Origin of the sequence: Pseudomonas sp. PA15(2017) (assembly GCF_001945395.1) — a bacterium.
Lineage (GTDB): Bacteria > Pseudomonadota > Gammaproteobacteria > Pseudomonadales > Pseudomonadaceae > Aquipseudomonas.
Window position 1 is genome coordinate 45,263 of sequence record NZ_MSXV01000060.1, and the last position, 13,321, is coordinate 58,583.

Annotated in this window: 12 protein-coding genes; 4 read left to right on the forward strand and 8 right to left on the reverse strand. The window is 64.3% G+C overall.

Going from position 1 to position 13,321, the window contains the following annotated elements; translation table 11 throughout:
• Positions 1-107: 107 nt before the first annotated feature.
• From BVH03_RS25480 to BVH03_RS25495, 4 genes are all read left to right on the forward strand, one after another.
• Positions 108-1,424 carry an OprD family porin gene (locus tag BVH03_RS25480; protein WP_075963797.1) on the forward strand — a complete coding sequence of 439 codons (1,317 nt, stop codon included), beginning with the start codon at positions 108-110 and terminating at the stop codon, positions 1,422-1,424.
• Positions 1,425-1,586: 162 nt separating this feature from the next.
• Positions 1,587-2,579 (forward strand): aliphatic sulfonate ABC transporter substrate-binding protein, encoded by a 993-nt coding sequence (locus tag BVH03_RS25485; protein ID WP_075963798.1) that lies wholly within the window; start codon positions 1,587-1,589, stop codon positions 2,577-2,579.
• A 2-nt stretch (positions 2,580-2,581) separates the two neighbouring features.
• A complete protein-coding gene (locus BVH03_RS25490; RefSeq protein WP_075963824.1) occupies positions 2,582-3,403 on the forward strand; it encodes an ABC transporter permease in 822 nt (273 codons plus the stop codon).
• Positions 3,400-4,131 carry an ABC transporter ATP-binding protein gene (locus BVH03_RS25495; protein WP_075963799.1) on the forward strand — a complete coding sequence of 244 codons (732 nt, stop codon included), beginning with the start codon at positions 3,400-3,402 and terminating at the stop codon, positions 4,129-4,131. Before BVH03_RS25490 ends, BVH03_RS25495 begins: the two co-directional genes overlap by 4 nt.
• Before the next feature lie 231 nt (positions 4,132-4,362).
• On the opposite strand, the gene sseA is transcribed toward BVH03_RS25495, so the two are convergent.
• From sseA to BVH03_RS25535, 8 genes are all read right to left on the reverse strand, one after another.
• Entirely contained in the window at positions 4,363-5,214 is an 852-nt protein-coding gene (gene sseA / locus BVH03_RS25500; RefSeq protein ID WP_075963800.1) for a 3-mercaptopyruvate sulfurtransferase, read from the reverse strand.
• A 110-nt stretch (positions 5,215-5,324) separates the two neighbouring features.
• The gene (locus tag BVH03_RS25505) at positions 5,325-5,603 is read right to left on the reverse strand and encodes a peptidylprolyl isomerase (protein WP_075963801.1); all 279 of its coding nucleotides are present in this window, start codon (positions 5,601-5,603) and stop codon (positions 5,325-5,327) included.
• A 140-nt stretch (positions 5,604-5,743) separates the two neighbouring features.
• On the reverse strand, positions 5,744-6,292 hold the full coding sequence (locus BVH03_RS25510) for a thioredoxin family protein (protein ID WP_075963802.1): 549 nt from the start codon (positions 6,290-6,292) through the stop codon (positions 5,744-5,746).
• Between the two features lie 213 nt (positions 6,293-6,505).
• Positions 6,506-7,264 (reverse strand): ABC transporter substrate-binding protein, encoded by a 759-nt coding sequence (locus BVH03_RS25515; RefSeq protein WP_083640171.1) that lies wholly within the window; start codon positions 7,262-7,264, stop codon positions 6,506-6,508.
• Between the two features lie 139 nt (positions 7,265-7,403).
• The gene (locus tag BVH03_RS25520) at positions 7,404-9,359 is read right to left on the reverse strand and encodes an acetoacetate--CoA ligase (protein ID WP_075963803.1); all 1,956 of its coding nucleotides are present in this window, start codon (positions 9,357-9,359) and stop codon (positions 7,404-7,406) included.
• Positions 9,360-9,404: 45 nt separating this feature from the next.
• Positions 9,405-10,175, reverse strand: coding sequence for a 3-hydroxybutyrate dehydrogenase (locus BVH03_RS25525; RefSeq protein WP_075963804.1), 771 nt, complete (start codon positions 10,173-10,175; stop codon positions 9,405-9,407).
• A gap of 43 nt (positions 10,176-10,218) precedes the next feature.
• The gene (locus BVH03_RS25530; RefSeq protein WP_075963805.1) at positions 10,219-11,610 is read right to left on the reverse strand and encodes a GntP family permease; all 1,392 of its coding nucleotides are present in this window, start codon (positions 11,608-11,610) and stop codon (positions 10,219-10,221) included.
• 289 nt (positions 11,611-11,899) lie between these two features.
• Positions 11,900-13,300 carry a sigma-54-dependent Fis family transcriptional regulator gene (locus tag BVH03_RS25535; RefSeq protein WP_075963825.1) on the reverse strand — a complete coding sequence of 467 codons (1,401 nt, stop codon included), beginning with the start codon at positions 13,298-13,300 and terminating at the stop codon, positions 11,900-11,902.
• Between the last annotated feature and the right edge of the window lie 21 nt (positions 13,301-13,321).

The window sequence follows — 13,321 nt, forward strand, 5'->3', positions numbered from 1 at the left end:
ATCGGGCCCGAATCAGGGGCTCTCTGCCAACGTCTTCGTGTCGGCGATGTCGAGCCCCTGTGCCGTGCCCGTTCATAACAGCACATCCCTGCACTGGAGCATCGAGCATGAACAAGTCCACCCTGGCATTGGCCGTCGCCCTGGCCGCTCTGGCCACCGAAGCCAGCGCCGCTGGCTTCATCGAGGACAGCAAGGCCAGCATCGGCCTGCGCAATTTCTATTACGACTTCAACACCAAGAACACCGCCAACAACAATGGCGAGGCGCAGGAGTGGGGGCAGGGCTTCATTTTCAACTACGCCTCCGGGTTCACCCAGGGCACCGTCGGCTTTGGCGTCGATGCCATCGGCCTGCTCGGCGTGAAACTCGATTCCGGTGGCCGGGCTGGCAAGGCCGGCCGTGATCGCACCCCGGGCCAGCTGTTCCCGCTCGATAGCGACGGCAGCGCGGTGGACGACTACAGCAAGGCTGGCGTGACCGCCAAGCTGCGTCTCTCCAAGACCGAGGCACGCATCGGCACCCTGCAGCCCAAGCTGCCGGTGGTGATCTTCAACGATGGCCGCCTGCTGCCACAGACCTTCGAAGGCGGGCAGGTGACCTCCAGCGAGATCGACGGCCTGACCCTGACCGCCGGCCAACTGGAAAGTACCAAGACCCGCAGTTCCACCGACGACATCGGCCTGCGTATCGCTGGCGCCTCGGGCGAGGCCGATACCAACAAGTTCTACTTCGCCGGCGGCGACTGGAAGGCCACCAAGGACCTGACGCTGCAGTACTACTACGGCAATCTGGAAGACTTCTACAAACAGCACTTCCTTGGGCTGGTACACAACTGGGCCATCGGGCCGGGTTCGCTGAAGAGCGACCTGCGTTACTTCGACAGCAATTCCGATGGCAAGAACGGCAGTGCCGCGGGCCGTGCCCAGGGTTACACCAGCACCGGCTACTACGGCAATGGCGTGACCACCGGCGAGGTGGATAATCAGACCTGGAGTGCCTTGTTCACCTACACCCTGGGCGGCCATTCCGCCGGCCTGGGCTATCAGCAGGTCGAAGGCGACAGCGCCTTCCCGTTCCTCAACCAGGGCGGCGGCTCGTCGTCCTACCTGATCACCGACCGGCAGATCGGCAAGTTCGCCAGTGCCGGCGAGCGCACCTGGGTGGCCGAATACGCCTACGATTTCGCCAAGATCGGCGTGCCGGGCCTGAAGGCCAGCGTCGCCTACCTCAAGGGTGACAACGTCGATTCCGCCAGCGGTGACCTCAAGGAATGGGAGCGCGACCTGCGCCTGGATTACACCCTGCTCGACGGCCCGCTCAAGGGCCTGGGCGTGTCCTGGCGCAATGCGACACAGCGCGGCAACGTCGCCACCGATGCCGATGAAAATCGCCTGATTCTAAGCTACACCCTGACGCTGCTGTAACCGAACCAGCCCAAAGTCTGCTGCGCGTCGGCACTGCTGCGTTAAAAAGAGGCCTCCTAGGCCTTGCATTGCTCTAGCTCGCGATCCTTTGGACAGGTTCCCCATTGATATTTCTGATCGGCCCGGCAACGACCTGGTCGGTCCTTCATGTGGAACAAGATCATGAAAAAAACCGCTTTGCGTGTCGGGCTCGCTGCCCTGTTCGCTGCCTGGCTGCCCACCGCCGCGCACGCCGCCCCGCCCAAGGAAGTACGCCTGGACTACGCCTACTACGCGCCCACCAGCTTGGTGCTCAAGCAGCAAGGCTTGCTGGAAAAAGCGCTCGAACCCCAGGGCATCAGCGTCAAATGGGTCTTCAGCCAGGGCAGCAACCGCTCGCTGGAATACCTCAATGGTGGCAGCACCGATTTCGCTTCGACCGCCGGCCTGGCCGCAGTGCTGAGCCGCGCCAATGGCGCGCCGATCAAGACCGTCTACGTGGCCAGCCGCCCGGAATGGACGGCGCTGGTGGTGCCCAAGGATTCGCCGATCCAGTCCGTGGCTGACCTCAAGGGCAAGAAGGTGGCGGCCACCAAGGGCACCGATCCCTTCCTGTTCCTGCTGCAGAGCCTGCAGAAAGCCGGGCTGAACAAGAGCGACGTGGAGATCGTTCACCTGCAACACCCCGATGGCCGCGTGGCCCTGGAGCGTGGTGACGTCCAGGCCTGGGCCGGGCTCGACCCGCTGATGGCGTCGAGCGAGTTGCAGGCCGGCTCGCGCCTGCTGTATCGCAATCGCGATTTCAACAGTTACAGCGTGCTCAGCGTGACCGAAACCTTCGCCCAGCAGCAGCCAGCGTTGATCGAGCAGGTCATCGCCGCCTATGAGCAGGCCCGCCAGTGGGCCATCGCCAACCCGGATGCCTTGGCCCAGTTGCTCGCCGACGAAGCCAAGCTGCCGCTGGAAGTCGCCAGGCTGCAGCTGTCGCGTACCGACTTCAGCAACTCGCAGCCAGGCGCCGAACACGTCAACGCGCTGAAGGCGGCGGCCCAGATTCTGCTCGAAGAGGGGCTGGTGCGCCCGGGTACCGACGTCGCCGGGGTGGTCGATCAGCTGATCACGCCGCAGTTGGCGGCCAAGGTGATCGCGCGCTCCGTGGCCAAGGCAGGTAACTGATGATGAGGGCGCTAGGGTTCGTCATCAGCCGCGGCCTGCCCACCTCACGGCCCCGGCTGAACGACCTGCGTGGCTGGGTGGTGCCGCTGCTGTTGCTGGCGCTGCTGGAAACCCTGGTGCGCACCGGCGTGCTGCCGAGCCACCAGATGCCGGCGCCCAGTCAAGTGGCGCAAACGCTCTACCTCCTGGCGCAAAGCGGCGAGCTGTGGCGTCACCTTGGCGCCAGCTTGCTGCGGGTCGGGGCCGGCTTCGTGATCGGCGCCGCGCTGGCCATCGTCATCGGTACCTGGGTCGGGCTGAGCCGGCGTGCCGAGGCGTATCTGGAACCGACCTTCCAGGCGCTGCGGGCGATTCCCAGCCTGGCCTGGGTGCCCTTGTTGCTGCTCTGGCTGGGCATCGACGAAACGCCAAAGATCGTGCTGATCGCCCTCGGCGCATTCTTTCCGGTGTACCTGGCGCTGCTAGCCGGTATCCGCAACATCGATCGCAAGCTGGTGGAAGTGGGGCAGCTCTACGGCTTGCCGCCACTGACCCTGGTGCGCCGCATTCTCTTGCCGGCCGCGCTGCCAAGCCTGTTCACCGGTCTGCGTGGCGCGCTGAGCCTGAGCTGGATGTTCCTGGTCGCCGCCGAACTGATCGCCGCCACCCGCGGCCTCGGTTACCTGCTCAGCGATGGTCGGGAAACCTCGCGCCCGGATCTGGTGATCGCCGCCATTGTGCTGCTGGCGCTGCTCGGAAAACTCAGCGACAGCTTGCTCAAAGCCTGGGAAAACCGCGCCCTGCGCTGGCGCGACAGCTATCAGGGTGGGGAGGGCGGAGCATGAATACGCTTCTGCAATTACACAATATTCATAAGGCCTTCGCCGATGTGCGGGTGCTCGAAGACGTCAGCCTGAGCCTCGCTAGCGGCGAAGTGGTCAGCCTGCTCGGCCCCAGCGGCTGCGGCAAGAGCACCCTGTTGCGCATCGCCGCGGGGCTGGATCGTGAATACCAGGGCGATTTGCAGCTCGGCGCACACCTGCCGCGTGGGCGTGGCAACGGCATCGGTGTGGTGTTCCAGGAGCCGCGGCTGATGCCCTGGCTGAGCGTGGCGCAGAACGTCGGCTTTGCCGATGGCTGGATCGCCGAGGACAAATGGGTACAGCAACTGCTGCGTGACGTCGGCCTGCAGGGGCGCGGTGAGGCCTTGCCCAAGCAGTTGTCCGGCGGCCAGGCGCAGCGTGTGGCGATTGCCCGGGCGCTGTACGGCAAACCCCAGGTGCTGCTGCTCGATGAACCGTTCAGCGCGGTGGATGCCTTCACGCGGATGAAATTGCAGGACCTGGTGGCCGAGCTGGCTGCCCGCTACGGGATTGCCGTGCTGCTGGTCACCCATGATCTGGACGAGGCGTTCTACCTGAGCGATCGCGTGCTGATTCTCGGCGGTGCGCCCAGCCGTTTGCAGCGTGAGCTGGCGGTGCCGTTACCGCGTCCCCGTGATCGTCGCTCGCCACAGCTGGCGCAGTTACGCGGTGAGGCGCTGACGGAGCTGTATCAATCCAATGCGCTATAGCAGCGCAGTATCTGTGGGAGCGGGCCATGCCCGCGAAAAATCACGGGTATGGCCCGCTCCCACCGGTAAAACAACAATCTCTGCTTTCGCCTTTTAACAGCACGTGTGCATGTGCCCAGAAAGATCATGAGCAGGTGCTTATGGCCGTTTTGCAGCTAAAGGAAATAAAACCCGGCATGCAGATCTTGAGCAGGCGCTAAGCGCCCGCCGTTCCGGGCGGGCGCTCGGGCGTCACACCACGCCAGTGGCCTTTGGCGTATCGGCGCGGCTGCCCCATTCGGTCCAGGAGCCGTCGTACAGGGCGCCTTCCGGCAGCCCGGCGACTTCCAGGCCCAGCAGCAGTACCGCTGCGGTAACGCCGCTGCCGCAACTGGTGATCACTGCCTTCTTGCCATCGACACCCGCGGCGCTGAACAAGGTACGCAGGGTATCCGCTGGTTGCAGGGTGTGATCGCTGCGCAAAAGCCGACTGTAGGGCAGGTTCTGGCTGCCGGGAATGTGCCCAGAGGCGACCCCCGGACGCGCTTCGGCAGTACTGCCATCGAAGCGGTTGGCGGCGCGGGCGTCGAGAATCAGCGTGTCGTCACGCTCGATTGCCTCCAGCACATCGCCCAGGCCCCGTACCTTGCGGCTGTGCACCTTGACCTGGAAGCTGCGTTCGCTGGCGGCTGTCGGTTCACCGGCTTCAGTGGCGCGCTGCTCGGCCAGCCATTTGGGCAAGCCGCCATCGAGCACGGCGACCTGCCGATGGCCGAAATAGCGAAACAGCCACCAGGCGCGGGCGGCGGAAAACAGCCCCTTCTGGTCGTAGACCACCACGCGGGTGTCGTTGCCCACGCCTTCGGCGCCGATCAGCCGCGCGAAGCGACCCTGGGACGGTACGGTGTGCGGCAGCGGGGTGTCGGGGTCGGAAAAAGCGTCGATATCGAAGAAGCGGGCGCCGGGAATGTGCGCCTTCAGGTACTCGGCACGGCCATTCTTCGCTTCGTTGGGCAGGTAGGTGCTGGCGTCGAACAGCACCACGTCCGGGGCATTGCCTTCGCTGGCCAGCCAGTCGGTTGTTACCAGGGGTGCAAACGTCATCCTTTTTCTCCTTTCGCAGCGTTGGCGTCCATCCTGCCACCTTGAAAGGAACGGCGCAGCCCCTGGCGACCGGCTGTAGCAGACCGATTGTGCCTATGCATAGAACGCGATCAGTCGCGAAAGAACACTTGCACCAGGTGATAACCGAACTGGCTCTTGATCGGCCCGTGCACGTCGCGCAACGGTTTCTTGAAGATCACCTGATCGATCACCCGCACCATCTGTCCGGGCCGTACCTCGCCCAGGTCGCCGCCTTTCTTGCCGGACGGGCAGGTCGAGTACTTGCGCGCCAGGATGTCGAAGGCCTCGCCGCCTGCAATGCGCTTTTTCAGAGCAGCGGCTTGCGCCTCGGTCTTGACCAGAATGTGTCGGGCCATTGCCTTTGTCATGACAGGTTCCTCAGTTCTCGGGCGCGTATTGTGCCAGTATCCGCAGCGCCAGCTAAATGGCGCCGTTTATACGGCCCAGTTAAGCCGTGGCTTTCGGCGAATCTTGGCTAATGTAATCGCTTCAGTCGACGGAAGGCTGTTCATGGATCTCCACGCAATGCTGAAAATCCTCTAGTCGAGACCAGGCTCTCGTGGGCTTCGATGATGCTCAGCAGATCGGTCAGCGTGCTGGCCAGATAGCGGCCGGCGCGGTAGTCAGCTTTCACCGCTTCGCCGCCTTCGACTACCGCTTGCGGCTGCTCGACGAAACGGCCGATCAGCTCGAACTCGTCGTCGAGTACCAGCACCAGCGGAATCGAGATGCGCTCAAGCTTCAGCGGTGTTTTCAACGCCTGCTCGGCGCGGGCCTTGGATATGATCGCCAGGCCCACCTGGGGCTGCAGGTGCTGCAGGTGGTCAATCGCGGCGAGATTGAGCTGGCAGTCCGGGCACCACATTTCGCCGGCAGCGAGCAGGTGGTAGCGGCCTTGGATGGCTGCCGCGCGCTGATGTGTCTCGGCGCTCAGCGCGTCGGCCCGACTGAGCAGTGCCTGGGCAGTTCGTACTGTCTCTATTTCGGCAGGCAGGCCGCGGCTGGCGAAGGCCTCGAAGCGCTCGCCGATGGCGATAAGGTCCTGATAGCTGGGCATGGGAGGCTCCTGTGAGGCGGTGCTGCATTCCAGCAGCAAAGCCTCACTGCGGCAACCGCCTTGGAGTCTATTCACGATTCTTGCGCGTCTGAAGCGGCAACAACAAGGCAATAACGGTCATGACTGATTCATTGTGGGAACGGGCCATGCCCGCGAAAAATCACGGGCATGGCCCGTTCCCACAAGTGGCTGTCGGCCGTCCATTTTCGCCACTTACCTGCCATGAATGACTATCAGCAGGTTCTTGGCGGTGGCCCTTAGCGGTTGGGCACGTAGCGTTCGATAATGCGCTGCAGGCTGCCGTCGGCGCGCATACCTTCGAGGGCGTCGTGGACGGGTCGAACCAGGAGCGGGTCGCAGCAGCGAGCAGGCGATGAACATATCCTGTGGCGCGAGCAGGGCACTCATGGCCAGCGCCGGCCCGTCGTCCCACTGGTGGCGGCCTTCCAGATCGGTGGTGAACCAGGCGTCCACCCGGCCGCGTCTGACCAGCTGAATCGGCCGGTCGCCTAGTTTCAGGGCATACAACTGATCAGGCGTGAAGCCGGCGCGCCTGAGGATTTCTTCCTGAGCCGAACCCAGGCCGACGGCCACCAGGTGATAGCGCTGGCGCGCCTCCTCCAGGCTGGCAACCGGGTCGTCAAGGGTGAAGAAGGCGCGGTATAACGGCTGGATATTGACCACCCAGGTGTAGAGGGCCTCGCGCTCGGTGGTTCTGGACAGGGGCACGATCAACGCATCGTGCAGTTCCTGGGTGCGCCTCTGGGCTCTGGGCCAGGGCATGTTCTGCAGTGCCACGCGGTAGCCGGCACGCTGCAGCGCCATGATGGCGGCGTCGCCGGTAATGCCGTGGCCATCCTCGCGTTGCAACGCCAAGGGTGGAGCGTCTGGCATGAACAGCTGGATGGTGCGCGGTTCGGCGACTGCCGAGCAGCACAGCAGCAATGGCAACAGGCAGGTGAGCAGGCGCAACGTAGGCATCCCTTGGTGTTATGCCATGAGTATAGGAACTGCCTGGCGGGATATCCGCGAGCCCATGACCATTGGCCAGCAAAAGCGACGAGTTGCCGTCGGGGCGTGATTGCCCGGGTGGCGGGCCCGGGCAATAGGGTCAGTGCTGCAGTTGCGGCAGGTCGCGATACAGCTCCAGCGCCTGGGGATTGGCCAGGGCATCGGTGTTCTTCACCGGTTTGCCATGCACCACGTTGCGCACCGCCAGCTCGACGATCTTGCCGCTGATGGTGCGTGGAATGTCGGCCACCGCAACGATGCGCGCAGGCACGTGACGCGGCGTGGTGTTGGCGCGGATAACCTGGCAGATCTGCTTCTGCAGCCATTCGTCAAGCGTCACGCCATCGCGCAGGCGCACGAACAGCACCACGCGCACGTCGCCGTCCCATTCCTGGCCGATGGCGATGGATTCGAGCACCTGCTCGACCTTTTCCACCTGGCGGTAGATCTCGGCCGTGCCGATGCGCACGCCGCCGGGGTTGAGCACGGCGTCGGAACGGCCGTGGATGATCAGCCCGCCGGTAGGCGTTTGTTCGGCGTAGTCACCGTGAGCCCAGACGCCGGGAAAGGTCTCGAAGTAGGCGCTGTGAAACTTCTCGCCGTCGGCGTCGTTCCAGAAGCCCACCGGCATGGAGGTGAAGTGCCTGGCGCAGACCAGTTCGCCTTTCTCGCCGATCACCGCGTTGCCGGCGTCGTCCCACACCTGCACGTCCATGCCCAGGCCTTTGCACTGTATTTCCCCGCGGTACACCGGTGAAACCGGGTTGCCGAGGGCGAAGCACGAGACGATGTCGGTGCCCCCGGAAATGGACGACAGGCAGACATCGGCCTTGATGTCGCGGTACACGTAGTCGAAGCTTTCGTGGGTCAGGGGCGAACCGGTAGAGAGAATCGCCTTGAGGCGACGCAACTCGTGAGTTTCGCGCGGTTTGGCACCGGCCTTTTCCAGGGCGGCGATGAACTTGGCGCTGGTGCCGAACACGCTGATGCCCTCGGCATCGATCAGGTCGACCAGCCGCGTGGGTTCGGGGTGGAACGGCGAGCCGTCGTACAGCACCAGGGTGGCGCCCAGGGCCAGGCCGGAAACCAGCCAGTTCCACATCATCCAGCCACAGGTGGTGTAGTAGAACAGGATGTCCTCGGCCGTTACGTCGCTGTGCAGGCCGAGCTCCTTGACGTGCTGCAGCAGCGTGCCGCCAGCGCCATGGACGATGCACTTGGGCACGCCGGTGGTGCCGCTGGAGTAGAGGATATATAGCGGGTGCGCGAACGGCACCGGGGTAAAGGTCGGCTCGCCCTGGGCCTGGTAGAAATCCTCCCAGCAGGCAACTTGTGCCTGAGTCTTGAAGTCGTCGGCCTGGCAGCCAGTGTTGGCATAGGGCACGACCACCAACTGCTGCAGGCCCCGCAGGTGGGTGAGAATCTCGTTGAGCTTGTCGCTCAGGTCGAGGTTCTTGCCGGCGTAGCGGTAGCCCGCGCAGGCGATCAGCACCTTGGGCTCGATCTGCCCGAACCGGTCGATCACCCCTTGAGTGCCGAAGTCCGGCGAACAGCTCGACCAGGTGGCACCGAGGCTGGCGGTGGCGAGCATACCGACCAGGGTTTGCCAGGTATTGGGCATAAAGGCCGCAACCCGGTCGCCGACGCCCACGCCAGCGGCACGCAGGCTGCGTTGCAAACCGGCGACGTGAGTGGCCAGTTGTGCGTAACTGAGTTGCTCGCGGCTGCCGTCTTCGCCGATGGCGATGATGGCCGGGTGATCGTCACGGCGGCGCAACAGATGCTCGGCGAAGTTCAGCGTGGCACCGGGGAACCAGTGGGCGCTGGGCATCGCCGCGCCTTCTTCGAGTACCGCCCGCGGCGCCTGGTCGAAGCGCACGTCGAAGACTTCGACGATGGCCTGCCAGAACGCCTCGCGCTCGCTCACGCTCCAGGCGTGCAGCGCCGGGTAATCGACCAGCTCCAGGCCATGGCGCTGGTTGACGAAGCGCCGAAAAGCGTCCATCCGGGTGCTGCCGATGCGGGCTGCCGTGGGGGTCCAAAGCGGTTGCTGCATGGGGTTACCTCTTGGTTCTTGTCGTTTGGGCTGCAGTCTAGCGCGTTACTGCGCCAGCCAACCGCCATCCATGTTCCAGGCCGCGCCGCGTACTTGGGCCGCGGCGTCGCTGCACAGGAACAGCGCCAGCTCACCGAGCTGCCGGGGCGTGACGAATTCCAGCGAGGGCTGTTTTTCGGCGAGCAGATTGCGCCGCTCACCCTCGCTGTCACCGCTTTCGGCGGCGCGCGCATCGATCTGCGCCTGCACCAGAGGCGTCAGCACCCAGCCGGGGCAAATGGCGTTGCAGGTGATGCCGGTGGTGGCGGTTTCCAACGCCACCGATTTGCTCAAACCGACCAGCCCATGTTTGGCCGCCACGTAGGCGCTCTTGCCGGCAGAGGCGGCCAGGCCGTGGGCCGAGGCGATATTGACGATGCGCCCCCAGTTGCGCTGACGCATGCCGGGCAGCGCCACGCGGGTGGTGTGGAAGGCCGAGGACAGGTTGATGGCGATGATCGCGTCCCAGCGTTCCGGGGCGAAATGCTCCACGGGCGAAACGTGCTGGATGCCGGCGTTGTTGACCAGAATGTCGATGGCGCCGAACTCACGCTCGGCGTAGGCGATCATCGCTTCAATCTGCTGCGGGTCGCTCATGTCCGCGGGATGGTGAAGCACCCTGCCGCCAGATGCGGCCACGCTGTCGATGGCCACCCGAGCGTCGCCGAAACCATTGAGCAGCAGATCGGCGCCGGCTTCGGCCAGCACCTGGGCGATACCCAGGCCGATGCCGCTGGTGGAGCCGGTGACCAATGCGGTCTTGCCTTTGAGGTTCATATCAACTCCTTAAGTGCGCAGCGAGCCGCGCCTCTCACGAAAACTAAACGATGCCGGTGGTGTAGAAGACGCCGATCACGAAAAACACTGCGAGGGTCTTGATGATCGTGATCCCGAAGATGTCCTTGTAGGCTTCGCGGTGGGTCAGCCCGGTGACCGCCAGCAGGGTGATCACTGCGCCGTTGTGGGGCAGGGTATCCATGCCGCCGCTGGCCATGGAGGCGACGCGGTGCATGACTTCCAGGGGAATGTTGGCAGCGTTGGCTGCGGCGATGAAGGTGTCGGACATGGCCGCCAGGGCGATGCTCATGCCGCCCGAAGCCGAGCCGGTGATGCCGGCCAGCAAGGTGACCGTCACCGCCTCGTTGACCAGCGGATCGGGGATGCCCTTGAGCGCATCGGCCAGGATCAGGAAGCCTGGCAGCGAGGCGATCACCGCGCCAAAGCCGTATTCCGACGCGGTGTTCATCGCCGCCAGCAGCGAGCCGCCGACGGCGCTCTTGGTGCCTTCGGCGAGCTTTTCGCGGATCACCCCGAAGGCGCTGACCAGCACCATCAGGATGCCCAGCAGCAGCGCGGCCTGCACGGCCCAGATGGCGGTGAGCTTGCTGACGTCGGTCTGCAGCGGCGCGGCCATACCGGCCAGTTGCAGGCTGTGGGTCGGCCCGTAGACCTGAGGAATCCAGTGGGTGAACAGCAGGTTGGCCACACCCACCAGGATCAGCGGCGCGATTGCCAGCCACGGGCTGGGCAGCTTGATGTCATCCGGGGTTTCCGGCTCGTTGCGCAGCTCGGTGCCATAGCCTTCGCCAGCGCGCAGCGCCTTGTTCAGCTGGCGGCGCAGATAGAGCATGCCCACCCCGAGCACGAACAGGCTGCCGATCAGCCCCAGCCAGGGCGCGGCCCAGGCGGTGGTGTTGAAGAAGGTGGTGGGGATGATGTTCTGGATCTGCGGGGTGCCGGGCAGGGCGTCCATGGTGAAGCTGAACGCGCCGAGGGCGATGGTCGCCGGAATCAGCCGCTTGGGAATGTTGCTCTGGCGAAACATCTCGGCGGCGAACGGGTAGACCGCGAACACTACCACGAACAGCGATACGCCGCCGTAGGTGAGCAGGGCGCACACCAGCACGATCACCAGCATCGCCTGGCCGGTACCCAGCAGGCGAATGGCGGTGGCGACGATCGAGCGCGAGAAGCCGGACAGCTCGATCAACTTGCCGAACACGGCGCCGAGCAGGAACACCGGTAAGTAGAGCTTGATGAAACCGACCATCTTCTCCATGAACACCCCGGTGAACGCGGGCGCCACGGCGCTGGGATCGGTGAGCAGTACCGCGCCGAGCGCAGCGATGGGGGCGAAGAGAATGACGCTGTAGCCGCGGTAGGCAGCCAGCATCAGTAAAGCCAGTGCAGCGAGGGCGATGATGACACTCATCGACGATCTCCTGACCCTGCAACGCGGCGAATCGACAGGCTGCCGTTAGCCTTCGAGTAATTCGCTCAGGCGCTGTGGGCGCTTTTGTTTTTGTTGTCGGCGGCGGGTGAGCCCGCAGCCTGGCTATAGCGAGTTCTGTGCCAGTTTTTAAGTTACTGAATTAAAAGGGTTTTATTTATCTAGTGGTAATGCGCTACTTTGCTTGTCCCAACTTCAGGACGGAAACAGTGGGTTGACCCCGATCAGCGTGGTATTCACGTTAATTCCGAAAATGGGACGAGTCCCGCAATCAGGACGAAAGACCCAGCTCGAGCATCTTTCGGTACAGGGTGGAACGCCCCAAGCCCAGGCGCCGCGCGGCTTGCGGCACATCGCCTGCGGTGGCAGTCAGCGCTTTGCGGATCAGCTCCCGTTCGAAGTTGGCGCGGGCCTGATGGAAGTCTTCGACTTCATCGGTTTGCGCAACGATGTCCTGGGTTTCTGGCAACGGATGCAGAGTGCCGATCGCGGTGGCGACGGCCTTATGGTCGAGCACGCTGTCATCGCTGAGCAGGCAGGCCCGTTCCAGCACGTTGTGCAGCTCGCGCACGTTGCCCGGCCAGGCATGGCGACCGAGCAGCGCGATGGCATCCGGATGCAGCTCGTGGCGACCCTGCAGTGCATCGAAGATCGCTTCGCAGAGCGCCGGCAGGTCTTCCAGGCGCTCGCGCAATGGCGGCACGGCGATAGTCAGCACGTTGAGCCGGTAGTACAGGTCGGCGCGAAAGGTGCCTTTGCGCACCGCGGTTTCAAGGTCGATAGAGGTGGCGGCGATCAGCCGAACGTCGCTGCGCAGCACCTCGTTGGAGCCCACCGGCTCGAATTCTTTCTCCTGCAGCACCCGCAGCAACTTGCTTTGCAGGGGCAGTGGCATATCGCCGATCTCGTCGAGAAACAGCGTTCCACCGTGGGCGATCTGGAGCTTGCCGGCCCGTCCCTTGCGGTCGGCGCCGGTAAAGGCGCCCGGTGCGGTACCGAAGAATTCCGCTTCCAGCAGCGTTTCCGGAATCGCCGCGGTGTTCAGGCTGACGAACGGCCTGCTGGCCCGCGGCGAGGCATTGTGAATGGCATGGGCCAGTAGCTCCTTGCCGGTACCGGTCTCGCCTAGCAGCAATACCGCCGAGTCGCTGGTCGCGCTGCGCCTTGCCAGGCGCTTGACCTCCAGGCTGCGGGCGCTGGTACCGATGAACTGGGCGAAGCTGTACTTGGCCTGGCGCGACTTGAGCTGCGAGCGGGTCGAGGCCAGTTCCTGCTGCATGCGTTGGTAGCGGGTCAGCAGCGGTGACAGCGATTGCAGTTCGTCGAACAGGGCGAAGCCGATGGCGCCGATCACCTGGCCAGCGTCGTCATGGATGGGCAGGCGCATGACCACCAGCGGTTCGCGGGGCGTGTCCATCATGTCCAGCAGAATCGGCCGGCCGCTGTTCACCACATCGCGCAACAGGCTGCCGGGGATCACGCTTTCGCAGGGACGGCCGATGGCTTCGCTGGCGCTTTGCAGGCCGAAGCGCTGGGCGTAGCGCTCGTTCATCCAGACGATATGGGCGTCGCGGTCGACGATGATGGTGCCTTCGCTGGATTGCTCGAAGATCTCGAACAGCGAACGGATGGCCGACTGGCGAATGTGCGGGTAGTTGCCGAGGTCCTGCATGGCGCGCTCGTCTGCGGGGTG

Coding starts and splice junctions, on each gene's coding strand:
- BVH03_RS25495 (WP_075963799.1), top strand. CDS start 3,400: ATGAATACGCTTCTGCAATTACACAATATTCATAAGGCCTTCGCCGAT.
- BVH03_RS25505 (WP_075963801.1), bottom strand. CDS start 5,603: ATGACAAAGGCAATGGCCCGACACATTCTGGTCAAGACCGAGGCGCAA.
- BVH03_RS25480 (WP_075963797.1), top strand. CDS start 108: ATGAACAAGTCCACCCTGGCATTGGCCGTCGCCCTGGCCGCTCTGGCC.
- BVH03_RS25530 (WP_075963805.1), bottom strand. CDS start 11,610: ATGAGTGTCATCATCGCCCTCGCTGCACTGGCTTTACTGATGCTGGCT.
- BVH03_RS25520 (WP_075963803.1), bottom strand. CDS start 9,359: ATGCAGCAACCGCTTTGGACCCCCACGGCAGCCCGCATCGGCAGCACC.
- BVH03_RS25485 (WP_075963798.1), top strand. CDS start 1,587: ATGAAAAAAACCGCTTTGCGTGTCGGGCTCGCTGCCCTGTTCGCTGCC.
- BVH03_RS25510 (WP_075963802.1), bottom strand. CDS start 6,292: ATGCCCAGCTATCAGGACCTTATCGCCATCGGCGAGCGCTTCGAGGCC.
- BVH03_RS25490 (WP_075963824.1), top strand. CDS start 2,582: ATGAGGGCGCTAGGGTTCGTCATCAGCCGCGGCCTGCCCACCTCACGG.
- BVH03_RS25525 (WP_075963804.1), bottom strand. CDS start 10,175: ATGAACCTCAAAGGCAAGACCGCATTGGTCACCGGCTCCACCAGCGGC.
- BVH03_RS25535 (WP_075963825.1), bottom strand. CDS start 13,300: ATGCAGGACCTCGGCAACTACCCGCACATTCGCCAGTCGGCCATCCGT.
- sseA (WP_075963800.1), bottom strand. CDS start 5,214: ATGACGTTTGCACCCCTGGTAACAACCGACTGGCTGGCCAGCGAAGGC.